This is a genomic window from Pseudomonas sp. GZD-222, assembly GCF_049310525.1.
In the GTDB taxonomy this organism is placed as follows: domain Bacteria; phylum Pseudomonadota; class Gammaproteobacteria; order Pseudomonadales; family Pseudomonadaceae; genus Aquipseudomonas.
Window position 1 is genome coordinate 34,949 of record NZ_JBMOWO010000103.1, and the last position, 22,416, is coordinate 57,364.

24 protein-coding genes, 1 tRNA gene and 1 pseudogene are annotated in these 22,416 nt (G+C 62.7%); 11 read left to right on the plus strand and 15 right to left on the minus strand.

All coding sequences use genetic code 11. The features are described from left to right. Positions 1 to 6: 6 nt before the first annotated feature. The 8 genes from ACO6VD_RS19285 to nrdR form a co-directional block, all read right to left on the minus strand. Positions 7 to 510 (minus strand): phosphatidylglycerophosphatase A, encoded by a 504-nt coding sequence (locus ACO6VD_RS19285; protein ID WP_038606274.1) that lies wholly within the window; start codon positions 508 to 510, stop codon positions 7 to 9. After that, positions 507 to 1,472, minus strand: coding sequence for a thiamine-phosphate kinase (gene thiL, locus ACO6VD_RS19290; RefSeq protein WP_422421358.1), 966 nt, complete (start codon positions 1,470 to 1,472; stop codon positions 507 to 509). The genes ACO6VD_RS19285 and thiL overlap by 4 nt, the downstream gene beginning before the upstream one ends. An 18-nt stretch (positions 1,473 to 1,490) precedes the next feature. Beyond that, positions 1,491 to 1,991 carry a transcription antitermination factor NusB gene (gene nusB / locus ACO6VD_RS19295; protein ID WP_400171241.1) on the minus strand — a complete coding sequence of 167 codons (501 nt, stop codon included), beginning with the start codon at positions 1,989 to 1,991 and terminating at the stop codon, positions 1,491 to 1,493. Then, the gene (gene ribE / locus ACO6VD_RS19300) at positions 1,988 to 2,464 is read right to left on the minus strand and encodes a 6,7-dimethyl-8-ribityllumazine synthase (protein ID WP_043861893.1); all 477 of its coding nucleotides are present in this window, start codon (positions 2,462 to 2,464) and stop codon (positions 1,988 to 1,990) included. The genes nusB and ribE overlap by 4 nt, the downstream gene beginning before the upstream one ends. A 91-nt stretch (positions 2,465 to 2,555) precedes the next feature. Continuing rightward, positions 2,556 to 3,647 (minus strand): bifunctional 3,4-dihydroxy-2-butanone-4-phosphate synthase/GTP cyclohydrolase II, encoded by a 1,092-nt coding sequence (gene ribBA, locus ACO6VD_RS19305; protein WP_400171240.1) that lies wholly within the window; start codon positions 3,645 to 3,647, stop codon positions 2,556 to 2,558. An 18-nt stretch (positions 3,648 to 3,665) separates the two neighbouring features. Then, positions 3,666 to 4,331, minus strand: coding sequence for a riboflavin synthase (locus ACO6VD_RS19310; RefSeq protein WP_400171239.1), 666 nt, complete (start codon positions 4,329 to 4,331; stop codon positions 3,666 to 3,668). 42 nt (positions 4,332 to 4,373) lie between these two features. After that, a complete protein-coding gene (gene ribD / locus ACO6VD_RS19315) occupies positions 4,374 to 5,504 on the minus strand; it encodes a bifunctional diaminohydroxyphosphoribosylaminopyrimidine deaminase/5-amino-6-(5-phosphoribosylamino)uracil reductase RibD (protein ID WP_422421361.1) in 1,131 nt (376 codons plus the stop codon). Between the two features lie 2 nt (positions 5,505 to 5,506). After that, on the minus strand, positions 5,507 to 5,971 hold the full coding sequence (gene nrdR / locus ACO6VD_RS19320) for a transcriptional regulator NrdR (RefSeq protein WP_038606259.1): 465 nt from the start codon (positions 5,969 to 5,971) through the stop codon (positions 5,507 to 5,509). A gap of 107 nt (positions 5,972 to 6,078) precedes the next feature. Here nrdR and ACO6VD_RS19325 point away from each other — a divergent pair, with 107 nt between their 5' ends. From ACO6VD_RS19325 to trxA, 3 genes are read left to right on the plus strand one after another with little or no spacing between them, the layout of a single operon-like run. Then, on the plus strand, positions 6,079 to 6,525 hold the full coding sequence (locus ACO6VD_RS19325; protein ID WP_422421363.1) for a hypothetical protein: 447 nt from the start codon (positions 6,079 to 6,081) through the stop codon (positions 6,523 to 6,525). Then, positions 6,525 to 7,184, plus strand: coding sequence for a class I SAM-dependent methyltransferase (locus ACO6VD_RS19330; RefSeq protein ID WP_422421365.1), 660 nt, complete (start codon positions 6,525 to 6,527; stop codon positions 7,182 to 7,184). The genes ACO6VD_RS19325 and ACO6VD_RS19330 overlap by 1 nt, the downstream gene beginning before the upstream one ends. Positions 7,185 to 7,215: 31 nt before the next feature. After that, a complete protein-coding gene (gene trxA / locus ACO6VD_RS19335; protein WP_422421366.1) occupies positions 7,216 to 8,088 on the plus strand; it encodes a thioredoxin in 873 nt (290 codons plus the stop codon). Between the two features lie 94 nt (positions 8,089 to 8,182). Here trxA and ACO6VD_RS19340 read toward each other — a convergent pair whose 3' ends face one another. Further along, positions 8,183 to 8,530 (minus strand): hypothetical protein, encoded by a 348-nt coding sequence (locus ACO6VD_RS19340; protein WP_422421368.1) that lies wholly within the window; start codon positions 8,528 to 8,530, stop codon positions 8,183 to 8,185. 132 nt (positions 8,531 to 8,662) lie between these two features. On the opposite strand from ACO6VD_RS19340, the gene ACO6VD_RS19345 reads away from it, so the two are divergent. The 5 genes from ACO6VD_RS19345 (at position 8,663) to ACO6VD_RS19365 (ending at position 12,541) form a co-directional block, all read left to right on the plus strand. Beyond that, positions 8,663 to 9,226, plus strand: a complete 564-nt coding sequence (locus ACO6VD_RS19345) for a DUF2796 domain-containing protein (RefSeq protein WP_422421370.1) — start codon at positions 8,663 to 8,665, stop codon at positions 9,224 to 9,226. Positions 9,227 to 9,239: 13 nt separating this feature from the next. Continuing rightward, positions 9,240 to 9,959, plus strand: a complete 720-nt coding sequence (locus tag ACO6VD_RS19350; protein ID WP_422421372.1) for an ABC transporter ATP-binding protein — start codon at positions 9,240 to 9,242, stop codon at positions 9,957 to 9,959. Beyond that, entirely contained in the window at positions 9,959 to 11,224 is a 1,266-nt protein-coding gene (locus ACO6VD_RS19355; RefSeq protein ID WP_422421374.1) for an ABC transporter permease, read from the plus strand. Before ACO6VD_RS19350 ends, ACO6VD_RS19355 begins: the two co-directional genes overlap by 1 nt. A gap of 8 nt (positions 11,225 to 11,232) precedes the next feature. Continuing rightward, complete coding sequence (locus tag ACO6VD_RS19360) at positions 11,233 to 11,748, plus strand: DUF3299 domain-containing protein (RefSeq protein WP_422421376.1); 516 nt, start codon at positions 11,233 to 11,235, stop codon at positions 11,746 to 11,748. Positions 11,749 to 11,857: 109 nt separating this feature from the next. Next, on the plus strand, positions 11,858 to 12,541 hold the full coding sequence (locus ACO6VD_RS19365; RefSeq protein ID WP_400171229.1) for an OmpW family protein: 684 nt from the start codon (positions 11,858 to 11,860) through the stop codon (positions 12,539 to 12,541). 90 nt (positions 12,542 to 12,631) lie between these two features. Here the strand turns inward: ACO6VD_RS19365 and ACO6VD_RS19370 are convergent. Both ACO6VD_RS19370 and ACO6VD_RS19375 read right to left on the minus strand, forming a co-directional pair. After that, positions 12,632 to 13,558: pseudogene (locus tag ACO6VD_RS19370) on the minus strand (NAD-dependent epimerase/dehydratase family protein); the annotation flags it as partial. Then, entirely contained in the window at positions 13,551 to 14,435 is an 885-nt protein-coding gene (locus tag ACO6VD_RS19375; RefSeq protein WP_400171227.1) for a sugar nucleotide-binding protein, read from the minus strand. The gene ACO6VD_RS19375 and the pseudogene ACO6VD_RS19370, both read right to left, overlap by 8 nt. A 153-nt stretch (positions 14,436 to 14,588) precedes the next feature. Between ACO6VD_RS19375 and ACO6VD_RS19380 the strand changes: the two genes are divergently transcribed. Continuing rightward, complete coding sequence (locus ACO6VD_RS19380) at positions 14,589 to 15,434, plus strand: alpha/beta hydrolase (RefSeq protein ID WP_422421378.1); 846 nt, start codon at positions 14,589 to 14,591, stop codon at positions 15,432 to 15,434. Here the strand turns inward: ACO6VD_RS19380 and ACO6VD_RS19385 are convergent, their stop codons facing one another. Next, a complete protein-coding gene (locus tag ACO6VD_RS19385) occupies positions 15,435 to 16,253 on the minus strand; it encodes a helix-turn-helix domain-containing protein (RefSeq protein ID WP_422421380.1) in 819 nt (272 codons plus the stop codon). Between the two features lie 176 nt (positions 16,254 to 16,429). Between ACO6VD_RS19385 and ACO6VD_RS19390 the strand changes: the two genes are divergently transcribed. Next, positions 16,430 to 17,872 carry an alanine/glycine:cation symporter family protein gene (locus ACO6VD_RS19390; protein ID WP_422421381.1) on the plus strand — a complete coding sequence of 481 codons (1,443 nt, stop codon included), beginning with the start codon at positions 16,430 to 16,432 and terminating at the stop codon, positions 17,870 to 17,872. A 1-nt stretch (position 17,873) separates the two neighbouring features. Continuing rightward, a complete protein-coding gene (locus tag ACO6VD_RS19395; protein WP_422421382.1) occupies positions 17,874 to 18,866 on the plus strand; it encodes an asparaginase in 993 nt (330 codons plus the stop codon). A 4-nt stretch (positions 18,867 to 18,870) separates the two neighbouring features. Here ACO6VD_RS19395 and ACO6VD_RS19400 read toward each other — a convergent pair. From ACO6VD_RS19400 to selA, 3 genes are all read right to left on the minus strand, one after another. After that, positions 18,871 to 18,966: transfer RNA gene (locus tag ACO6VD_RS19400), tRNA-Sec, on the minus strand. 6 nt (positions 18,967 to 18,972) lie between these two features. Then, on the minus strand, positions 18,973 to 20,892 hold the full coding sequence (gene selB, locus ACO6VD_RS19405; protein ID WP_422421384.1) for a selenocysteine-specific translation elongation factor: 1,920 nt from the start codon (positions 20,890 to 20,892) through the stop codon (positions 18,973 to 18,975). After that, entirely contained in the window at positions 20,889 to 22,310 is a 1,422-nt protein-coding gene (gene selA / locus ACO6VD_RS19410; RefSeq protein WP_422421386.1) for an L-seryl-tRNA(Sec) selenium transferase, read from the minus strand. Before selA ends, selB begins: the two co-directional genes overlap by 4 nt. Positions 22,311 to 22,416: the final 106 nt, after the last annotated feature.

Consider the following 22,416-nt stretch of genomic DNA (forward strand, 5'->3'; position numbering starts at 1 on the left):
ACTCCCTTAAGTGACACTCCATACAAGCACCTGCATGCCCAACCAAGCGAAGACGCCCGCCAGCACATCGTCAAGCATAATACCTACGCCGCCGTGCACGTGGCGGTCAACCCAGCGAATCGGCCAGGGTTTGAGTATGTCGAAAAAGCGGAACATCAAAAAGCCCGCCAACAGCCATTGCCAGCCTTCCGGAACCAACCACAGGGTGATCCACATGCCGACCATTTCGTCCCAGACAATGCCTTCATGGTCGTGCACACGCAAGTCATCGGCCACCTTGCCACACAGCCAGAAGCCGAACAGCATGGTCAGGCCAAGCATCAGCCAGTAGCCCCAATCGGGCAACATCTGCCACAGCGGAATAAAAGGTAGAGCTACCAGCGAGCCCCAGGTTCCCGGCGCTTTGGGCAAGGTCCCGGAGCCGAAGCCAAAGGCCAGAAAGTGCCACGGATTGCGCCAGACCGAAGGCGGAACGTTCTCCGCAGGCACCTGATTGGGGTGGTCGGTCACGGTTGCTCCCTAAAATGTTGATAACCCCGGGTTTCCGGGGTGATGTCCTGCCCCTGGCTATCCACCAGCGTGACGCCTGCGCCTGTGCCTGCACGTCCGACCACATGGATCGGCCAACCGGCGGCCAGCAGTGGCGCCAGTTCGGCCTCGGGCAAGGTGAAGGCCAGTACATAGTCGTCGCCGCCAGTCAGTGCGGCGTGCCGGGCACCTTCTTCGCCGAAGAACGCGCGCAGCGCAGCCGACAACGGTAGACGATCGCGCTCCACCTGCAGCGACACCTGCGAGGCTTTGGCAATATGCCCGCAGTCGGCCAGCAAGCCATCGGAAATGTCCAATGCCGCTGTCGCCTTGCCCCTTAGTGCCTGCCCCAGGGCAAATTGCGGCTGCGGCGACCAGTAGTGGGCAAGCAAGGGTTCGGCTACGGCCGGGTCGGCCTGGCGCTCTTCAAGTACCAGCGGCAAGGCGCCGGCGGCATTGCCCAGGTCACCGCCCACACACAGCAGGTCACCCGCACGGGCACCACTGCGGGTCAGCGCCTGGCCAGCCGGCACACGACCGAACACGGTCATGGTCAGGCTCAACGGGCCGCGGGTGGTATCGCCACCGATGAGGCTCAGTCGGCACGCCTGGGCCATCTGGTTGAGGCCATGGGCATAGGCCTGCAGCCAGTCGGCACGCACCTCTGGGAGGGTCAGGGCAAGGGTAAAGCCGATGGGTGTGGCACCCATGGCAGCCAGGTCACTGGCAGCAACGGCCAGCGAACGCTGACCGAGCAGAAAAGGGTCGCAGACAGCCGGGAAATGCACCCCGGCCACCAGCGTGTCGGTGGAGATCGCCAGCTGTTCGCCAGGCGGCAGGCTGAGCAAGGCACAATCATCGCCAATGCCCAGCGCCACCGCTTCGCCGCCTTGCGCGCAGGGCGCAGCGGCGAAGTAATGGCGAATCAGCTCGAACTCACCCATTGGCAATCAGCGCCGCAATCAGCGCTTGAACGCCTTTACTTCGGCTTCACGCAGCCGTGGAGCCAGCTTGTCGAGCACACCGTTGACGAACTTGTGACCGTCGGTAGCGCCGTAAACCTTGGCCAGCTCGACGCCTTCGTTGATCACTACACGGTACGGTACGTCAACGCGCTTGATGAACTCCCAGGTGGACAGGCGCAGAACCGCCAGTTCAACCGGATCGAGTTCTTCAAGGGCCAGATCCAGGCAAGGGACCAGCGCCTTGTCGATTTCTTGCACCATGGCCGGAACCCCGTGCAGGATTTCGCGGAAATAGGCACCGTCGACATCGGTGAAATCGTTATCGACCCGGAACTGCGCTTCGATCTCGTTCAGCGAGTGCTTGGCCATGTGCCATTGGTACAGGGCCTGAGTCGCGAGCTGACGGGCTTCGCGACGCTTGGCGCTTTTCGATGGCTTGCCAGCATCCGCAGGTTTTGGATCGCGCGGGTTGAAACGATCGCTTTCGTCGCTAATCACTTGGCCTCCAACTGCGCCAGCAGGCTGACCATTTCCAGGGCGGACAGGGCAGCTTCAGCACCCTTGTTGCCGGCCTTGGTACCGGAACGCTCAATGGCCTGTTCGATCGAGTCGACGGTCAGGACACCGAAGGCAACCGGTACGCCGAACTCCATGGACACCTGGGCCAGGCCCTTGGTGCATTCGCCCGCTACGTACTCAAAGTGCGGGGTACCGCCACGGATCACGGCGCCCAGGGCGATGATCGCGGCATATTCGCTTTGTTGGGCGACCTTCTGTGCCACCAGCGGGATCTCGAACGCACCCGGAGCACGGATGATGGTGATGTCGCTTTCGCTCACGCCATGGCGAACCAGGGCATCAACGGCACCGCTTACCAGGCTTTCGACGACGAAGCTGTTGAAGCGGCCAACCACCAAAGCATAGCGACCTTTGGGGGCAATGAAGGTACCTTCGATGGTCTTCAGGGACATTGCGGGGTTCTCATCTTAAAGAGCCAGGCCGCAACGGTGCGGCCTGTAGGAGTTTTGTTCCGGATCATTAGCGGGGGAAAAAGCCCCTGCTTTATTCGGAGGGCACGTATTCTACAACTTCCAGATCGAATCCGGATATCGCATTGAACTTCATTGGCGAACTCATCAGGCGCATTTTGCGTACGCCCAGGTCGCGCAGAATCTGCGAACCGGCACCGACGGTGCTGTAGGTGGTCGGGGTTTTCGCCTGGGAGGCCTCGGCGCTTTCACGGATATGCGCCAGCAGCACGTCGCCATCCAGCGGGTGACCGAGCAGCAGCACCACGCCGCTACCGGCCTCGGCAACCGCGCTCATGGCGGCGCGCAGGCTCCAGCGGCCCGGTTGCTTGACCATCAGCAGGTCGCGCAGCGGGTCCATGTTGTGCACCCGCACCAGGGTCGGTTCTTCAGCGCAGATGTTGCCCAGGGTCAGGGCCATGTGCACGTCGCCTTCGACCGCGTCACGGTAGGTCACCAGGTTGAAACTGCCCAGTTCGCTGTCCAGCGGCTGCTCGGAAATCCGCTGAACGGTACGTTCGTGGATCATCCGATAGTGGATCAGGTCGGCGATGGTGCCGATTTTGATATTGTGCTCGGCCGCAAAGGTTTCCAGCTCCGGACGACGCGACATGGTGCCGTCGTCGTTCATCACTTCGCAGATCACCCCGCTCGGCTCGAAACCGGCCATGCGCGCCAGGTCGCACGCCGCTTCGGTGTGGCCAGCACGGGCCAGGGTACCGCCAGGCTGGGCCATCAGCGGGAAGATGTGGCCAGGGCTGACGATATCTTCGGCCTTGGCATCACGGGCTGCAGCAGCCTGCACAGTGCGCGCGCGGTCGGCGGCAGAGATACCGGTGGTCACGCCTTCGGCGGCTTCGATCGAAACGGTGAACTTGGTGCCGAAACCCGAGCCGTTACGCGGCGCCATCAGTGGCAGCTTGAGCGTTTCGCAGCGCTCGCGCGACATTGGCATGCAGATCAGGCCACGGGCGTGCTTGGCCATGAAGTTGATGTGTTCGGCCTTGCAGCACTCGGCGGCCATGATCAGGTCGCCTTCGTTCTCGCGGTCTTCGTCATCCATGAGGATGACCATTTTGCCCTGGCGGATGTCTTCTACCAGTTCTTCGATGCTGTTGAGCGCCACGCGGCACCCCCTTTCAAATCAGGATTTCAGGTAGCCGTTGGCGGCCAGGAAACTTTCGGTAATGCCGCTGCCGTTGCTCGGCTCGGCGGCTTTGTCACCCAGCAGCAGACGCTCCAGGTAACGGGCCAGCAGGTCGACCTCAAGGTTGACCCGACGACCAGGACGGTAGTCGGCCATGATGGTTTCGGCCAGGGTATGCGGGACGATGGTCAGTTCGAACTCGGCGCCATCGACAACGTTCACGGTCAGGCTGGTGCCATCGACGGTGATCGAGCCTTTGTGGGCAATGTACTTGGCCAGCTCCTTGGGTGCACGAATGCGGAACTGGATGGCGCGGGCGTTATCGCTGCGCGACACCACTTCGCCGACACCGTCGACGTGACCGCTGACCAGGTGGCCGCCCAGGCGGGTGGTCGGGGTCAGGGCTTTTTCCAGGTTGACCCGGCTGCCGCTCTTGAGGTCGTTGAACGCCGTGCAGTCCAGGGTTTCGCGACTGACGTCGGCCCAGAAGCCATCGCCAGGCAGTTCGACCGCGGTCAGGCACACACCGTTGACGGCGATGCTGTCGCCGAGTTTGACGTCGCCCAGGTCGAGCTTGCCGGTTTCGACATACACCCGCACGTCGCCGCCTTTGGGGGTCAGGGAGCGGATGCTGCCTATGGATTCGATGATGCCGGTGAACATGAGTCCTCCTCGAGAACAGGGCTGCGCGTGGCTAGCCTGGAATTATACGCCGGGTACCGGCACTGGTATCGCAGTGACTCGCCAGTCATCGCCTACTGCGCGCATTTCAGTGATTTTCAGCTGCGCCGCCTCACTCATGTGGTTCAGCGGCCAGTCCAGCAACGGCCGGGCGCTGGAGCCCAGGAACTTGCTGGCAACAAAGATCTGGTATTGGTCGATCAGGCCATACTGGGCAAAAGCGCCGACCAGGCTGGCACCCGCCTCAAGCAACACTTCGCTGGCACCCCGGACAGCGAGTTCACGCAGCAGCGCTGGCAGGTCGACGCGACCGCCCTCACCCGGCAGGCTCAGCAGCTCATGGCCGGCTTCGGCATAGCGTGCATCCATCGCCGCAGCGGTCACCACCAGGGCGGGACCTGCCTTGAAGAACGGCGCATCAAGTGGCAGACGCAAACGACCGTCGATCACCACGCGCAACGGTGGGCGCGCGAGGGCGAGGGCCGTGGTCTGCGGATCGAGGCCCAGTTCTTCACCACGCACCGTCATCCGCGCCTTGTCAGCCAGCACGCTTTCGGCACTGGTCAGAACCACGCTGGAGCGCGCCCGCAAACGCTGCACTGCAGCACGCGCAGCCGGTCCGGTGATCCACTGGCTCTCGCCATTAGCCATGGCCGTGCGACCATCCAGGCTCATCGCCAGCTTGGCCGTTACGAACGGCAGGCCAGATTCCATACGCTTGAGGAAGCCCGGATTGAGCGCACGCGCTTCGGCTTCGAGCACCCCGCTGGCAACCTCGATACCGACGTCGGCCAGGCGTTTGAGACCCTGTCCCGCCACTTGCGGATTGGGGTCCTGCATGGCCGCAACCACACGGGCCACGCCCGCCTTGACCAGCGCGTCGGCACACGGCGGCGTACGCCCATGGTGGCTGCAGGGCTCAAGGGTGACGTAGGCGCAGGCGCCGCGGGCCAGCTCGCCGGCCTGACGCAGCGCGTGCACTTCGGCATGCGGCTCGCCGGCACGGACATGCCAGCCTTCGCCGACAATCTGGCCATCGCGAACAATCACACAACCAACGCGCGGGTTCGGATGGGTCGAGTACCAGCCTTTACGAGCCAGTTCCAGGGCCCGGGCCATGTAGTGGGCGTCGAGTACCGCGCGTTCGTTGGACATGCTCACTCTTTAGCCGGCTCACGAGCCAGGCGGTCGATTTCTTCACGAAACTCGTTGAGGTCCTGGAAGCGCCGGTAGACCGAAGCGAAACGGATATAGGCGACTTCATCGAGCTTCTGCAGCTCGTTCATCACCAGCTCACCGACCACCAGCGATTTGACTTCACGCTCGCCGGTTGCCCGCAGCTTGTGCTTGATGTGCGCCAGCGCCGCTTCCAGGCGCTCGACGCTGACCGGGCGTTTTTCCAGGGCGCGCTGCATACCGGCGCGCAGTTTTTCTTCGTCGAAGGGCTGGCGGCTGCCGTCCTGTTTGATCAGGCGCGGCAATACCAGCTCGGCGGTTTCGAAGGTGGTGAACCGCTCGCCGCAGGCAACGCATTCGCGCCGACGGCGCACTTGCTCGCCCTCGGCAACCAGTCGCGAGTCGATGACCTTGGTGTCGTTGGCACCGCAGAAGGGACAGTGCATGGTGGCAGGCAACAAAAAAAGGGAGGGCCATGGTAGCGCATCCCACTGGCAAGACAAGCCAAAGGGGTTACCATCCACTCAGGAAATATGCCGCGAAGGAATTCCCCATGCCATTTCGAGCGCTCGTTGTGCTCAGTTTTGCCGCCTTGCTGGCAGCCTGCAGCAGCGACAAACCCCAGACTGCACCGGCCCCAAAAGCCCCGGTAGCGAGTAAAACCGCAAAATCCCTCGGCCCGTTGCCGGCCTATCAACGTGAATTGAGCGGAACCTTGCTCAATGTTCCAGCCGGTGCCGAAGTCGAGCTGGCCCTGCTGGTCATCGATGACCGCGGTCGTCCGCAGAACCTGCTGGCCAGCAGCACCCTCAGCAGCAACGGCCTGGATCTGCCGTACCAACTGCGCTTCAACCCCGAGGCCTTCCCGGCTGGGGCCCGGGTCGAACTGCGCGGTCGCGCAAGCAAATCCGGGCAACTGATTCTGCACCTGCCGCCCGTACGGATTTTCCAGGCGCAATCCCAGGCCACCGGCCCGCTGCGATTCGAAAAGGCGCCATGATGGCAACCGCGCCGTTGCAACAGGCCCTGGGCGAACTGCTCGGCGATGCCCGGCTGGTGATCAGCGACCTGCCGGAATGTGCGCTCAAGCTTTGGCTGATCGACGCCGAAAACATGGACCGCGAGTTCAGTTCCGAAGAAACCCGGCGCATCCTCCACGAGCCGCCGTACTGGAGCTTTTGCTGGGCCAGCGGCCTGGCCATGGCCCGATACCTCGACCAACACCCGCACTGGGTGAAGGGCAAGCGCGTGCTGGACTTTGGCGCCGGTTCCGGGATCGCCGGGATCGCAGCTGCCCGCGCGGGTGCCCTTGAAGTCGTGGCCTGTGATCTCGATCCGCTGGCCCTGCAAGCCTGCCGGTCCAACGCCGAGCTCAATGGCGTGGAACTGAGTTACTCCGAGGACTTCTTCCAGGAAGCCGACCGTTTCGACCTGATTCTGGTGGCCGACGTGCTCTATGACCGGGCCAACCTGCCGCTGCTCGATGAGTTTCTTACCCGGGGTCAGCAGGCCCTTGTCGCCGACTCGCGGGTGCGCGACTTCAGCCATCCGCTGTACCAGCCTTTGGGCGTGCTTGAGGCCCTGACCCTGCCAGACCTGGCCGAGCCCCACGAATTCCGCCGAGTCAGCCTGTACCACGCCAGCCGCCAGCCTTTATAGTGATGCCATTCACGGATTTTCGAGAGTCGCGATGAGCCAAGACACACCTTATGTTTTCGATACCAGCGCTGCCGATTTCGATCAGCTGGTCATCGCCAACTCCCACCACAAACCGGTGCTGGTGGATTTCTGGGCCGAGTGGTGCGCGCCCTGCAAAGCGCTGATGCCGCTGCTCGCGCAAATCACCGAGAGCTACCAGGGTGAACTGCTGCTGGCCAAGGTCAACTGCGATATCGAGCAGGACATCGTCGCCCGTTTCGGCATTCGCAGCCTGCCGACCGTGGTGCTGTTCAAGGACGGCCAGCCGGTCGATGGTTTTGCCGGTGCCCAGCCTGAATCGGCGATTCGTGCGCTGCTCGAACCGCATGTGCAAATGCCGCCGCCCGCAGCGGCTGACCCTCTGGAGCTGGCTCAGGCATTGTTTGCCGAGGGTCGCTTCAGTGAAGCAGAAGCCACGCTCAAAGCCTTGCTGACCGAAGACAACAGCAATGCCGGTGCGCTGATCCTGTATGGCCGCTGCCTGGCTGAGCGTGGTGAACTGGGTGAAGCCCAGACCGTGCTCGATGCGGTCAAGAGTGACGAGCACAAAGCGGCATTGGCCGGTGCCAAGGCTCAACTGACCTTCCTGCGCCAGGCCGCAAGTCTGCCGGAAGTCGCTGACCTCAAGGCGCGTCTGGCGCAGAACGGCGAGGATGATGAAGCGGCTTATCAGCTGTGCATTCAGCAGTTGTCGCGCCAGCAGTACGAAGCGGCGCTGGACGGCATGCTCAAGCTGTTCATGCGCAACCGTGGCTATGAAGGCGGTCTGCCGCACAAGACCTTGCTGCAGGTGTTCGACCTGTTGGGCAATGATCATCCGCTGGTAGGGACTTACCGGCGCAAGCTGTTTGCTGCGTTGTACTGAGTGATTTTTTCGCGGGGCAAGTCGAACCGTCGCACCGCCGCTCCCACCGGATTCAACACTGCTCGGTGGGAGCGGGCTTGCCCCGCGATAGCATTCACCCAATCCAGTGATAAACCGGCGCATCCGCCCCGCTTTCCACCTTCACATCGGCACTGTGACGCAAACGCACCAGCAAGCGTTTACCTGCCGCAGTATTGCCCGCCAGCCCTTCCAGTTGCTCAAGCAGCTCCGGTCCATTGAGTTGCCCGGCCTTGCGCAACACGTCGCGTGCCGCCAGCCAGAGCGCATCGTCCGGCCTGGCGCTGGGCACTGATGCCACTGCCGCTGCCGTCGCAACCGGTGCCACCGCACTCAATTGGCCACCCAGGTGCGCCCATTCCGCAGGGTCCAGCTCCAGGGTCAGATCCACCGGCCAGTCGCCGATATGTCCACGAATTCGCACGGTTGTTTCCTCTGCTCAGTGACGGGCTCCATGCTCCCACGCCGACGATCAGTCGCCAAGCACACTGGCACCCACAGAACAAGTTGTTATAACATAACTAAACATTTCCTGTGCCCTCGTGGAGTCTTGCCCATGCGTCGCCTGTTCCTTGCCTTGCCGTTCGCCTTGCTGCCTCTGGCCGTTGCTCACGCCCATGAGGACCACGACCATGATCATGACCACGCGCATAGCAGCCTCGCCGCCCATGAACACGGTGTCGCCCGTCTGAATGTGGCACTTGAAGGCAAAGTGCTGGAGCTGGAGCTGGAAAGCCCGGCAATGAATCTGGTCGGCTTTGAGCACGCGGCTACCAGCGACAGCGACAAGGCCAAAGTCGCCGCCGTGCGTGAACAACTGGAAAATCCCCTCGCCCTGTTTGCGCTGGCCAAAGCCGCCAACTGCAGTGAAAGCTCCCAGGAACTGGAAAGTCCACTGTTCGGCGATAAGCCGGCGTCAGCAAAAGATGAACATGGCCATAGTGAAATTCACGCTCACTACACCTTCGACTGCGACAAACCTGAGCAGCTCACCTCGCTTGACCTGAGCCCGCTGTTCAAAGCCTTCCCCGCTACCAGCAGAATTCAGCTACAACTGATCGGACCGAATGGCCAGCAGGGCATTGAAGCCACTGCCGCCCACGCCTCAATCCCTCTCTGAAAGCCCCGTCACCATGAGCCAGGCACTGATTGAACTGACCGACCTGGGCTTTGCCTGGCCGGGCCAAGCCCCTCTGCTGGATATTCCCGCCTTGCGCCTTGAGGCGGGCGAATCGCTGTTTCTCAAAGGCCCCAGCGGCAGTGGCAAAACCACCCTGCTCGGCCTGCTCGGCGGCGTACAGCAACCTGACCGAGGCAGCATCCGCCTGCTCGGCCAGGACCTGAGCGAGCTGAAACAAGCCGCCCGCGACCGCTTTCGGGTCGATCACACCGGCTACATCTTCCAGCAGTTCAACTTGCTGCCGTTTCTTTCGGTGCGGGAAAATGTCGAGCTGCCTTGCCGCTTCTCACGCAGCCGCGCCCAGCGCGCTGTAGAGCGCCACGGCAGCATCGACCAGGCCGCCGTCGGCCTGCTCGCCCACCTTGGGCTGAAGGATCCGGCGCTGATCGCCCGCCGCGCCGACAGTCTCTCGATTGGCCAGCAACAACGCGTTGCCGCTGCCCGCGCCTTGATCGGTCAGCCCGAGCTGGTGATCGCTGACGAACCGACTTCGGCCCTCGACGCCGACACTCGCGAAGCGTTCATCCGCCTGTTGTTTGCCGAATGCCGCGACGCCGGTTCCAGCCTGCTGTTCGTCAGCCATGACCAGAGCCTGGCCACGCTGTTCGACCGTCAGTTGTCACTGGCCGAACTCAACCGCACGGCGCTGCCAGCCAACGACCTGGAGGCCTGATGTACCTGCTCCGTCTTGCCCTGGCGAGCCTCGCCAACCGTCGCTTCACCGCCTTTCTTACCGCCTTTGCCATCGCCCTGTCGGTGTGCCTGCTGCTGGCGGTAGAACGGGTGCGTACTGAAGCCCGCGCCAGCTTCGCCAGCACCATCAGCGGCACCGACCTGATCGTCGGCGCCCGCTCCGGCTCGGTCAATCTGCTGCTGTATTCGGTGTTCCGGATCGGCAATGCCACCAACAACATCCGCTGGGAAAGCTACGAGCACTACGCCAGTGACAAGCGAGTGAAATGGGCGATTCCGATTTCACTCGGCGACTCCCATCGCGGCTATCGGGTGATGGGTACAAACAGCAGTTACTTCGAACGCTATCAGTACGGCCGTAAACAGAATCTGCAACTGGCCGAAGGCCGCGCATTCGCCAGCGACCCGTTCGAAGTGGTACTCGGCGCCGAAGTCGCCGAGGCCCTGCACTACAAGCTCGGTGACAAACTGGTGCTGGCCCATGGCGTTGCCGCCATCAGCCTGGTCAAGCATGACGACAAGCCCTTTACTGTGGTCGGTGTGTTGCAACGCACCGGCACACCGGTGGACCGCACCCTGCATATCAGCCTCGGCGGCATGGAGGCGATTCACATCGACTGGCACAACGGTGTACCGGCCCGTGGGGCGGGACGGATCAGCGCCGAGCAGGCGCGCAACCTGGACCTCACGCCAAAAGCCGTTACCGCCGTATTGCTGGGCCTGAACAACAAGATCTCGACCTTCAGCCTGCAGCGCGAAATCAACGAGTACCGCAACGAGCCGCTGCTGGCGATCCTCCCGGGTGTAGCCCTGCAGGAACTCTGGAGCCTGATGGGCACTGCCGAGCAGGCTTTGTTCGTGGTGTCGTTGTTCGTGGTGCTGACCGGGCTGATCGGTATGCTCACGGCGATCCTCACCAGCCTCAATGAAAGGCGCCGGGAGATGGCCATCCTGCGCTCGGTCGGTGCCCGTCCGTGGCACATCGCCGGGCTGCTGGTGCTTGAGGCACTGGCGCTGGCCGTGGTCGGCATCGCGGCGGGTCTGGGCCTGCTGTACCTGGGTATCACCATTGCGCAGGGTTATGTACAAGCCAACTACGGACTGTTCCTGCCCCTGGCCTGGCCAAGCGCCCACGAATGGAGTCTGCTGGCGATTATTCTCGGCGCTGCGTTACTGATGGGCAGCGTGCCCGCCTGGCGTGCCTATCGACAGTCCCTGGCCGATGGCCTGTCCATTCACTTATGAGACTCGTGATGCCTCGTGTTCTGCTGTCGATAATGCTGCTGGTAGCCACGCCGTTGTGGGCGGCCGAGCCGCGCACCCTGGAGTGGCCGCAGTTGATTCCCGCCGGTGCGCCAATCGTCCAGCCGCAGATCGCACCGCTGCACGACCTGTCGCAATTGAGCGATGCCCTGGCCGCCGAATCGGCCCCGGCCGCCCACCAGCAAGTGCCCAACGCCCCGGTGGTCAAAGCCCTCGATGGCCAGCAGGTGAAGTTGCCGGGCTATATCGTGCCGCTGGAGGTCAGCGAAGAAGGCCGCACCACCGAGTTTCTCCTGGTGCCCTACTACGGCGCCTGCATCCACGTACCGCCGCCACCGTCGAACCAGATTGTGCATATCGTCAGTGAGATGGGAGTCAGGGTCGAAGACCTCTACCAGCCCTACTGGATCGAAGGCCGGATGCAGGTGAAAAACACCAGCAGTGAGCTGGCCGACGCCGGCTACCAGATGGAAGCCGAGAAAATCTACGCCTATGAACTAGAATGATTGGCCCCACACAATGGCTTTGACGCTTTCATTGAGCTGGGTCAAATCGCGAAAATAATGGCTCTTTACCATTGGACGTACCAATTCTAAACGTCCTCTGGGAGCTTCCATGAACAAGTCCTTGCTCAGCGCCTCGCTTTTCGCCTTGGCGCTCGCAGCCCCTGTTGCCCACGCCCACCAGGCTGGCGACTTCATCGTGCGTGCCGGCGCAATCACTGTTAATCCCAACGAGGACAGCAGTGACATCAAGCTCGACGGCACCAAGGTGTCCGGCACCAAGGCGACTCTGGATAGCGATACCCAACTGGGCCTGACCTTCGCCTACATGCTCACCGACCACATCGGTCTGGAGCTGCTGGCCGCCACGCCGTTCCACCACACTGTCGGCGTCAAGGGCCTGGGCCCAGGCCTGGATGGCAAGCTGGGCGATATCAAACAACTGCCACCGACCCTGTCGCTGCAGTACTACCCGATGGAACCAAGCTCGAAGTTCCAGCCGTATGCCGGTATCGGTCTGAACTACACCATGTTCTTTGACGAAGACCTGGACAGCAACCGCAAGGCCCAGGGTTTCAGCAACCTGAAAGTCAAAGACTCGTTCGGTCTGGCCGGTCAGCTGGGTATGGACTACATGATCAACGAACACTTCCTGGTCAACGCCGCGGTCTGGTACGTCGACATCGACACCAAGGCCACCATGGACGGTCCGAGCGCCCTGGGCGTCGGCAAGACCAAGGTCGACGTAGACGTCGATCCATGGGTCTACATGGTCGGTGTGGGTTACAAGTTCTGAAGTAACATTTGAGGTACATCGCGGGGCAAGCCCGCTCCCACAGGAATTGTATGATCCCTGTGGGAGCGGGCTTTCCCCCCAATGCTTTCCGCGCCCCAACAACCAGGCCAGCCCCTCGGCCAACGGCGTCGGCGCGGGAAAGTCAAAGCGCGTCAGCAGCCGCTGGTTGTTCGCCCGTGAGTGGCGAATATCACCAGAGCGCGCTGGCCCGTATCTGATCGCTGGCAAGTCGCCCAGCACTGACTTGAGCGCAGCCAGCAACTGGTTAAGCGAAGTGGCCTGGTTCAGGCCGATATTGATTGCACCCTCTTCAACCTCCGGCAACGCCAGGGCCTGGACCATCACCGCGACCAGATCGCCGATGTAGAGGAAATCGCGAGTCTGCTCGCCATCACCGAACAGGGTAATCGGCTGCCCGCTCAGGGCACGCTCGCAGAAAATGCTGATCACCCCCGAATACGGCGAGGACGGATCCTGGCGTGGCCCGAAGATGTTGAAGAAGCGGAACACCACCGGCTCCAGACCATGCTGACGACGATAGAAGTCCAGGTATTGCTCACTGGCCAGCTTGTCCACGGCATAGGGTGTAAGCGGCGCCTTGGGCGCGTCTTCTTCGATGGCCAGGCCTTCGCCGTTGTTGCCATAGACTGCCGCGCTGGAGGCAAACAGCACACGCTTGATGCCATTGACGCGCATGGCCTCGCAAACATTCAAAGTGCCGATGAAGTTGCTCTGGTGGGTTTTCACCGGGTCATCCACCGAAGCCTGTACCGACGCAACGGCGGCCAGGTGTACAACGGCCTGGCAGCCTGCGGCCGCGCGCTTGACCAGCTCGCCGTCGGCGACATCGCCTTCGATCAGCTCAAGCCTTGGGTTGTCCATTTGCAGGTTGGCAGGCTTGCCGGTGGACAGATCATCGAGGATCCGTACCGCATAACCTTGTGCCAGTAACGCATCGCTCAGGTGTGAACCGATAAAGCCCGCGCCACCGGTGATCAGAATGGGGGAATCAGCCATGACGATAGAATCGATCCAGTAGAGGTGGCAAACCCGAACGCCAGGCGCGGGGTTTGATACCGAAAGTGTGCAGAATTTTCTTGCAGGCCAGCACCGCATGCTGCGGTTCTTCACTGGCATCCGGGCGCGCGGCATGGGCCTGCGCCGTCGGCGCGGTGACCGCCAGTTTGTGCAGCTGCGCCGCCTCACTGAGGATAGCCTGACCAAGCGCCAGCGGCGTCGTGGCTTCGTTGCCGGCGTAGTGATAGGTGCCCCACAGCGGCGCGGCGCAATCAAGCTGTTTGAGCACCGAAAGAATCACCCGGGCAGCGTCGTCTACCGGCGTCGGGTTGCCGCGGCGGTCATCGGCCAGGAGCAATTCCTGAGGCTGTTCGGCACGGGTCAGGAAGCGCCCGAGCACGCCATCGATGCTCTCGTCGAGCAACCAGCCGAAACGCAACATGACATGCTGTGGGCAGGTCGCGCGGACGCTCTGTTCGATCCGCCAGAGTGCCTGGCCGCGCAGGCCCAGGGGTACCGGCTCGTCCTTTTCGCTGTAGGCCGTGGCCCGCGAACCATCGAATACCCGGTAGCTCGACGGCTGCACCAGGATAATGTTGTGGTGCTGGCACAACTCAGCCAGGCGCTCTACCGAGCGTTCCTGCTGCGCCAGGCGCTTTTCGCTGACGGCTTCGGCCTGGAACCAGTCAAAGTAGTACGCCAGGTTCACCAAGGCGTCGGGGCGGGTGTCATCCAGCAACTGGGTGAGGCTGGCCGGATCCCAGCCGTGCTCTGGCGGACGCGGTGCCAGAAAGCCGATATCTTCCTCGGCCCCGAGTCGAATCAGCGCTTGCCCGAGGGCACTTCCACCACCCAACAGCATCAGGCGCATTCGCATAGAGTCAACAGGTCCGATCAGATTGATTGAGGGCAAAGGCACATTTTGCGTTTTCCGGCTAGGGAAGTCCAACGCGGCCCTTATCTACGTACGTCGGCAAACGGCCTATAATGCGCCCGGTATGCGCATCCTCGGCTTCTCAAAGCGGTGTCCATGGAACTAGAAGCGGCTTCAACGCAACGATCAGCGTGGCAATACGATGAGCCCAGTCCTGGTACGGAACGGTTCATCAGCGAAACCTTCGACCACTATCAGCAACAGGCCCGACTGCTGGTCCCCGACGTAGAGCGCGCACCGCCGCTGTTTGTCGTTGGTGGGGCACAATCGGACTTCACCCGGCTCAATCCCCTGCTCTACCGGCTACAGGCGTCAGGTATCGGCTCACTGACCGCCAACCTGTCAGGCCACAGCCTTGCCAGCGAACCTGGTGCGCTGGAACCTTCGCTGCTCACCAATCTTGAAGAAGCCCGGCGCTTTCACCGGCATATCGCGGCGCGTTGCCAGACCTTGATAGGGCATAGCCTGGGGGCATCCATTGCCTTGAAGCTGGCGGCACAGCAACCGGCTGTGGATAAGCTGATCCTCATCTGCCCCGCGGTCTACCCGGATAGCGCCCACGTTGCGCCCTTCGGCCCGGCATTCAAGGCGGCCATCAGCAAGCCTTATGGTTTTATGGACTGTGACAGTTTTGAATTCCTGCGCCAGTTCCAGGGCCGTGTGTTGCTGGTACTGGGTGAGTTCGACGGGCTGAACTCGCAGACGCACGGCCAAGGTGCCGGCACGTCGGCTGGCACACTGTGGCTGGCAGGTGCGCAGCGCTACAGCCCGATCCCGGAAGAAGTCACCCGCACCCTGCTCAAGTCGGTTCCGCCCCCGCATCTGGAATGCCTGTTGCTCTCCAACTGCGACCACGGCATTGCCGCACACCTGCGCACGACACCGGTGGTAGCGGATCAGGTGGCGCAAACCATCACCGAGTTCATCATCGGCGAGCCGTGATCACTCGATCTCGAACAGGCCGTTACTGATAGGCCCGACACTCAGGCGCTCGCGCACATCGTCGTCGATGCGCGGATCGTCCGGGCGATAGAGCTTCACCTGGCGATAGGCGCTGATGCGGTTAATCTCGGTTCCGAGGAACTCCCAGACCACCCGGGTACAGGCCGGCGTGCGCCGGTCGCCGCTGGACACCCCTGTTTTCAGCCCGTTCAAGCGGGTGATGCGGTTCTTGAAGCTGGGGATCAGGATGGTCTGGCTCATCTCGTTGACCGTCAGTGACTCGTAGTCGATGAGAAACAAGCGGTCCTGCAACTGAAACGCCGCGCCCAAGTAACGACAACGCACCCAGTCTTCGGCCTGCACATCGGTGCTGCTGGAGCGTTCCTGACGCTCCTGGCGCTCGAACAGGAAGGTGCCGCGCTCCTCACGCAGGTGGACCAGCGACAGCAGGATCGAGCCGGGTACCGACATGCAGTTGGAGTACTCGAAGTAGTAACCGCAATACCGCGACAGGTTACCGCTCTGCTCGCGCAGTGGCCGCAGCAGTTCACTGAGCGGATCTTCTTGCGCGGTGGTGACGGTCGCCGGATTGCGCGCACCAATCAGCCGGGCGAACTGCTCAGGCGGCAGGCCAAGCTCGTAATCCTCGACACCGAAGAAATCACCGATGCGCTTGAGATTGAACGGCGTCGGCTGGCTTTGCCCACTCAGGTACTTGTTGAACTGTGCCCGGTTGATCGACAGCTGCCGGCAAACCTCTGAAATAGAGCGGTAGTGACTGCAAGCGAGTTTGAGGTTGGTGCCGAGATTTTCGCTCATGCGCGTCGTTCCAGGTGATGCGATAGGCGCCAGTTTAGCATCAAGTAGCATCAACTCAGAGCAACCCGCGAAATTGTAACCATATTTATCTTGGCCAACCATGCGCGCCAAGGATGCGGCGCACCGGCGCCGCTTCAGTTGTCTTTCATGCAAAGAATAAGAATCGAGGTCACTCCATGCTCGAAGCACTCAACGATTTCCTCTCGGGGAAACTCCTCATCGTGCTGATCGTCGGACTCGGCGGTTATTTCACTATCCGCTCGCGTTTTGTCCAGTTCCGCCATTTCGGCCACATGTTCAGCGTGTTCAAGGAATCGCTGCACGGCCAGGCTGGCCAGCTGAGTTCGTTCCAGGCCCTGATGCTGAGCCTGGCCGGCCGCGTCGGCGCCGGTAACATCGCCGGTGTCGGTATCGCCGTTACCCTCGGCGGCCCTGGCGCGGTGTTCTGGATGTGGGTCACGGCCCTGGTGGGCATGTCCAGCAGCTTTTTCGAATGCACCCTGGCCCAGGTCTACAAGCGCGCCGACGGCGACGGCCTGTACCGCGGCGGCCCGGCCTATTACATCCAGCACGGTCTGAAGCTCAAGACCATGGCCGTGGTGTTCTCCCTGCTGCTACTGGTGACCTACGGCTTTGCCTTCAACGGCCTGCAGTCCTACACCGTGACCCACTCGCTGCAGAACGCCTTCGGCTTCGCGCCTGAGCACAGCGGTATCGCCCTGGCCGTGCTGCTGGCGATCGTGTTCCTCGGCGGCATCAAGCGTATCGCTGCGGTTTCCGACCTGCTGGTGCCGGTCAAGACCCTGGCCTATATCGGCGTAACCCTGTACGTGATCGGCAGCCAGATCGAACACGTCCCGGCCATGCTGGAAACCATCTTCAAGAGCGCCTTCGGCCTCGATCCGGCCTTTGGCGGCCTGCTCGGCAGCGCCATTGTCATGGGCGTGAAACGTGGCGTGTTCGCCAACGAAGCGGGCCTGGGCAGTGCGCCGAACGTTGCCGCCGTGGCGGCGGTGAAACACCCGGGCGCGCAGGGCGTGGTCCAGGCCTTCAGCGTGTTCCTCGATACCTTCGTGATCTGCACCTGTACCGCACTGCTGATCCTGCTGTCCGGCTTCTACACCCCGGGCTTCGAAGGTGACGGCATCGTGCTCACCCAGAACTCCCTGGCCGCTGTGGTCGGTGACTGGGGTCGCCTGTTCGTCAGCGTGGCGCTGTCGCTGTTCGTCTTCACCTGCATCCTCTACAACTACTACCTGGGTGAAACGAGCCTGCAGTTCCTCACCCGCAACCGTCTGGTGCTGCTGGGCTACCGCGCCCTGGTCCTGGCGCTGATCGTCTGGGGCTCGGTGCAGAACCTGTCCACCGTGTTTGCCTTCGCCGACATCACCATGACCTGCCTGGCCTTCGTTAACCTGATCGCCCTGGCCCTGTTGTTCAAGATCGGCCTGCGGGTGATGCGCGACTACGACGAGCAACGCAAGGCGGGGATCAAGCAGCCGGTGTTTGATGCGTCGAAGTTCAGCGACCTGGATCTGGACCTGCAAGCCTGGCCAGCGAAACCGGCGACCGAGGCCAAGGCCGAAGTCAACGCTGCCACTGTGCAGCCGCAGAACTGAAATGCGCGCCGTAAAGAACCTGTTGGTGCTCTACACCGGGGGCACCATCGGCATGCTCGAAACACCGCAAGGCTTGGCGCCGGCCGGTGGTTTCGAGGCGCGCATGCGCGACTACCTGGCGACCCAATCACAGTCGCCGGGCATCGCCTGGCACATGCGTGAACTGTCGCCGTTGCTCGACAGCGCCAACATGCAGCAGGCCAACTGGTTGTCGATGCGCGATGCGATTGTCGAAGCGGTGAAACAGGATGGCCACGACGCCATCCTGGTACTGCATGGCACTGACACCCTGGCCTACAGCGCCGCAGCCTTGTCCTTCCTGTTGCTCGGGCTCGACGTACCGGTGGTGCTGACCGGCTCGATGCTGCCTGCTGGCGCACCGAACAGCGATGCCTGGGATAATTTGTGCGGGGCCTTGCGCCTGTTCGAGGCCGGTATCGACAACGGCGTGCACCTGTATTTCGCCGGCCAGCTGTTGCATGGCGCCCGCGCCAGCAAGTTGCGCAGCGAAGCATTCGATGCCTTTGCCGCGCTCCCTCGTCATCGTGAGGGGCAACGGGCCGGGCAGATTCCAGCGGTCCTCACCTATTGCCAGCCTCGCACACCGGTGAACCTGGCGGTGCTACCGGTATTTCCGGGGCTGCAGGCGGCGCATGTGCGAGCGCTGATCGACAGCGGTGTGATGGGCTTGCTACTCGAATGCTACGGCAGCGGCACCGGCCCGTCCGATGACGAGACCTTGCTCCAGGTCCTGGCTGATGCGCGCCGACGCGGTGTGCTTGTTGTCGCCATCAGCCAGTGTCCGCAAGGCAGCGTGATGTTCGATACCTATGCGGCGGGCAGTCGACTGCGCGATGCCGGGTTGGTGTCCGCCGGGGGCATGACCCGCGAAGCGGCGCTGGCCAAGTTGTTTGCATTACTGGGCGCCGGGCTGGATGCGGCGACGGCACAGCACTGGTTCGCCCTGGACCTGTGCGGGGAGCGGGTGCAGTAGAAAATGGCGGAAGGCAGCGGGAGTCGAACCTGCCCGGGAACGGCTGCCGTCCCCAACCGGGTTTGAAGCCCGGCCGCGCCACCGGGCGCGATTGCCTTCCTTGAACTCAGTGCCCTGGCGATTGTGCCAGGGCGTTGTCGGCACGCACCTGACGCCGGTCACCCATGCGTCGGGTCAGGCCGATACGGTCAAAATACTCCAGCACCTGAATGCTGCGTTTGCGGCCAATACCCAGCACATCACGAAACGCGGCTACCTGCACTACCGGATCGTCGCTGGCCAGCTGCAAGAGCATAGCTGCCATTTGTCGCAGAGTGGCTTCAGGATAGAACAGATCGCGGACCACCTGGTGCACCTGCCCCAAGCGCGCCAGTTTGCGCAGCAGCAAGCGTACCTGCGCCTCATCTTGCGCCACTGAACGGGCCATATCACGCACCCAGGGCGGATCGAACTGCCCCTGTGCAAGCAGCGGCTGCAACTGCAGCCACAGTGCTTCATCTTCCTCGCTAAGACGCACCTGATGATCAGGCAAGTGCAGCCAAGGGCCACTGCCCAGGATGTTTCCACTGGCAAGCAGCTCATCGAGCAGGCTGATAAACGCCGAACGCTCCAGGGGCAAGGCGGCAAAGCGGCGCAGCCGATCACGGTCGGGACCAAGCTGGTCCGGCTCCTGCTCATGAAATTGCGCCAGTTGCTCCAGCACTGCCTGCTTCAGTGCTTGCCAGCGAGCCGTGGTGAACAGCAACGGCCCCTGACGTGTGGCGACGACCTGCACATCGGCGGGCAGGTTCCAGCTGCTGCGCAAGCGATTGAACTGCCGCTCCAGGCGTTGCGGATCAAGCCCGCTCTCATCGTTGCTCAGCAGCGCGGGCAAGGCTTGCTCCAGGCTGTCACCACTGGCCAGCGCCTGCAACTGCGCCAGGCGCGCCTCGCTTCGACGTTGCCGCGCCGGGGCATACGGATCAAGCACCCGGCCACCGCCGAGGGTACGTTGTGCGCTGTGATCGCGCAGCACCAGACGGTCGCCGTGCACCGTCTGTAGCGGCGCATTGAGCTGCAACTGGGCAAACATGCGCCCACCGGGGAGCAGTAGCTCTCCCTGCAGCAAGGCCACCCGCGCACTGACATCCTGGGTACCCAGGTGCACATGCACCGGGCTGAAATGGGTAAAGCTGCGGATTTCACTGGCCAGCAAGTGCAGTTCGATATCCACCCGTTGCGTCGGCCCATGCAGCCACTCGGCGAGCAACCAGTCACCGCGGTGAATCTGCGCAAGCTCAAGGCGCTCGGCACTGATATTCAACGCCACCCGCTGCCCCGCCCACGCTTCGGCCACCGCCTGGTTCTGCGCATGCAGGCCACGGACCCGCACCGCTTTGCCGAGCTTGCCCAGCGCCAAGGTATCGCCCAGCTGCACCTGGCCATCGAGCGCGGTACCGGTCACCACGATGCCCGCTCCCGCCACCGCGAAAGCGCGATCGATGGCCAGACGAAAACCGCCCCGGCGGCTGCGCTCGCGGATCTCACCCTGGGCTTCAATCAATGCCTGACGCAGGGCATCGACGCCCGCGCCGGTGACGCTGGACAGCGGAAACTGCATCGCCCCCGCATAGGGACCGGCCGCCAGCAGGATGCTGACTTGCGCCTGCACCTCGCGCACCCGGCTTGCCTCTACCCGGTCGCACTTGCTGATGGCCACCAACGCCCGGGGAATTCCCAGCAACTGGACAATGGCCAGGTGTTCGCGGGTCTGCGGCATTACCCCGTCATCAGCGGCGACCACCAGAATCACCAGGTCGATACCCTGGGCCCCGGCGAGCATGTTGTGGATAAATCGCTCGTGCCCCGGTACGTCGATAAAGCCGGTCAACGGCGCCCCCGCTTCCAGGCTGGCGTAGCGATAACCGAGGTCGATGGTCATGCCCCGCTCACGCTCTTCCCGACGCTGATCTCCGACTTGACCGGTCAGGGCTTCGAGCAATGAAGTCTTGCCGTGATCGATGTGGCCTGCGGTGCCGACAATCACCTCAGCGCCTCCATCAACTGCAACGCGGGCAATTGCGCCAGCCAACCGGCTTCGTCATCCAGTTGGCGCAGGTCCAGCCACAGGGCATCGTCATCGATGCGCCCAAGCACCGGAACCGGCAACTTTCGCAGGGCCTCTTCCAGTTCTCTCAGGCTGCGACCGCGCAAGCGCCGTGAGAGTTGCGGGCGCAGGCACAAGGCGGCACTGGGTAAACGCGCGACAGGCTGACTGCCACTACCGATCATGCTCAGTGCCGGTACTGCCGTGACGTCCCACTGTGTGCCAACTACCTTTCTGAGTTCCGGCGCCAGGCGTTCGGCCTGGGCGAGGATGTCGGCCTGCGGCCGGGTCAGCAGGCGCAGGCTGGGCAAGCGGTCAGCCAGTTGATCCGGGTTGCGGTACAGCCCCAATACCGCTTCCAGCGCGGCGAGGGTCAGTTTGTCGACCCGCAGTGCGCGCTTGAGCGGGTTCTTCTTGATCTTGCTGATCAGTTCCTTGCGCCCGACGATGATGCCGGCCTGGGGGCCACCGAGCAGCTTGTCGCCGCTGAAAGTGACGATATCCGCCCCGTCGGCCAGCGCCTGGCGCACTGTCGGTTCAGCGGGCAGGCCCCAGCGGGTCAGGTCGAGCAGGCTGCCGCTGCCGAGGTCTTCAAGCAGGGGCAAGCTGTGGCGGTGCGCCAGTTGCGCAAGCTCGGCGGTCGCGACCTGGGTGGTGAAGCCCTGAATGCTGTAGTTGCTGCAATGCACGCGCATCAGCAGGCCACTGCGCGGACCGATGGCCGCTTCATAGTCGCGGGCATGGGTGCGGTTGGTGGTACCGACTTCATGCAGCTTGACCCCGGCCCGGGCCATGATGTCCGGTATACGGAAGGCCCCACCGATCTCGATCAGTTCGCCACGGGAGATGATGCCTTCCTTGCGCGCGCCCAGGCTGTTGAGCGCCAGCAATACGGCCGCGGCGTTATTGTTGACCACTGTGACCGCCTCGGCGCCTGTCAGCTCACGGATCAAGCCTTCAATCAGGTCATCGCGATCACCGCGCTTGCCGGTGCCCAGGTCGAATTCGAGGTTGAGTGGGTAGCGTGCAGCCATCTGCACGGCGTCGATGGCTTCTTCGGGTAGCAGCGCCCGGCCAAGGTTGGTGTGCAGTACCGTGCCGGTGAGGTTGAATACCCGTCGTACCTGGCTGCGGTGTTGGGCTGCAAGCCGTTCGCCAGCGCGGCCGGCTAACACCGGGAGTGCCAACTCGGATGGGCCTAACTGTCCCTGGTGAGCGGGCTCACGAAGGTCGTCGAGCAGCTGGCGCAGTGTGGCGAGGACTGCATCGCGGCCATAGCGGTCGATCAATGGGTGGTTGGCGGGGTGGCGCAACAAGGTATCGATAGAAGGTAGACGGGACGCGAGGTTGGAGGGCATTCAGGAGGCTACCTTCAACAGAGTGTTAGACCGGGTGGCCTCATCGCGGGGGGGGGGAACGCCCCCCCCCGGAGGGGGGGAGGCCTCCAAGAGCGACCCCAACCAA

Bases quoted from the DNA above. Each gene is read 5' to 3' on its own strand.
- ribD (WP_422421361.1), bottom strand. From the start codon at position 5,504: ATGTCCAACGAACGCGCGGTACTCGACGCCCACTACATGGCCCGGGCC.
- ACO6VD_RS19350 (WP_422421372.1), top strand. From the start codon at position 9,240: ATGAGCCAGGCACTGATTGAACTGACCGACCTGGGCTTTGCCTGGCCG.
- ACO6VD_RS19330 (WP_422421365.1), top strand. From the start codon at position 6,525: ATGGCAACCGCGCCGTTGCAACAGGCCCTGGGCGAACTGCTCGGCGAT.
- ACO6VD_RS19355 (WP_422421374.1), top strand. From the start codon at position 9,959: ATGTACCTGCTCCGTCTTGCCCTGGCGAGCCTCGCCAACCGTCGCTTC.
- trxA (WP_422421366.1), top strand. From the start codon at position 7,216: ATGAGCCAAGACACACCTTATGTTTTCGATACCAGCGCTGCCGATTTC.
- ACO6VD_RS19325 (WP_422421363.1), top strand. From the start codon at position 6,079: ATGCCATTTCGAGCGCTCGTTGTGCTCAGTTTTGCCGCCTTGCTGGCA.
- thiL (WP_422421358.1), bottom strand. From the start codon at position 1,472: ATGGGTGAGTTCGAGCTGATTCGCCATTACTTCGCCGCTGCGCCCTGC.
- nrdR (WP_038606259.1), bottom strand. From the start codon at position 5,971: ATGCACTGTCCCTTCTGCGGTGCCAACGACACCAAGGTCATCGACTCG.
- ACO6VD_RS19360 (WP_422421376.1), top strand. From the start codon at position 11,233: ATGCCTCGTGTTCTGCTGTCGATAATGCTGCTGGTAGCCACGCCGTTG.
- ACO6VD_RS19385 (WP_422421380.1), bottom strand. From the start codon at position 16,253: ATGAGCGAAAATCTCGGCACCAACCTCAAACTCGCTTGCAGTCACTAC.
- ACO6VD_RS19380 (WP_422421378.1), top strand. From the start codon at position 14,589: ATGGAACTAGAAGCGGCTTCAACGCAACGATCAGCGTGGCAATACGAT.
- ACO6VD_RS19395 (WP_422421382.1), top strand. From the start codon at position 17,874: ATGCGCGCCGTAAAGAACCTGTTGGTGCTCTACACCGGGGGCACCATC.
- ACO6VD_RS19390 (WP_422421381.1), top strand. From the start codon at position 16,430: ATGCTCGAAGCACTCAACGATTTCCTCTCGGGGAAACTCCTCATCGTG.
- ribE (WP_043861893.1), bottom strand. From the start codon at position 2,464: ATGTCCCTGAAGACCATCGAAGGTACCTTCATTGCCCCCAAAGGTCGC.
- selA (WP_422421386.1), bottom strand. From the start codon at position 22,310: ATGCCCTCCAACCTCGCGTCCCGTCTACCTTCTATCGATACCTTGTTG.
- ACO6VD_RS19345 (WP_422421370.1), top strand. From the start codon at position 8,663: ATGCGTCGCCTGTTCCTTGCCTTGCCGTTCGCCTTGCTGCCTCTGGCC.
- ACO6VD_RS19375 (WP_400171227.1), bottom strand. From the start codon at position 14,435: ATGCGAATGCGCCTGATGCTGTTGGGTGGTGGAAGTGCCCTCGGGCAA.
- ACO6VD_RS19310 (WP_400171239.1), bottom strand. From the start codon at position 4,331: ATGTTCACCGGCATCATCGAATCCATAGGCAGCATCCGCTCCCTGACC.
- ACO6VD_RS19365 (WP_400171229.1), top strand. From the start codon at position 11,858: ATGAACAAGTCCTTGCTCAGCGCCTCGCTTTTCGCCTTGGCGCTCGCA.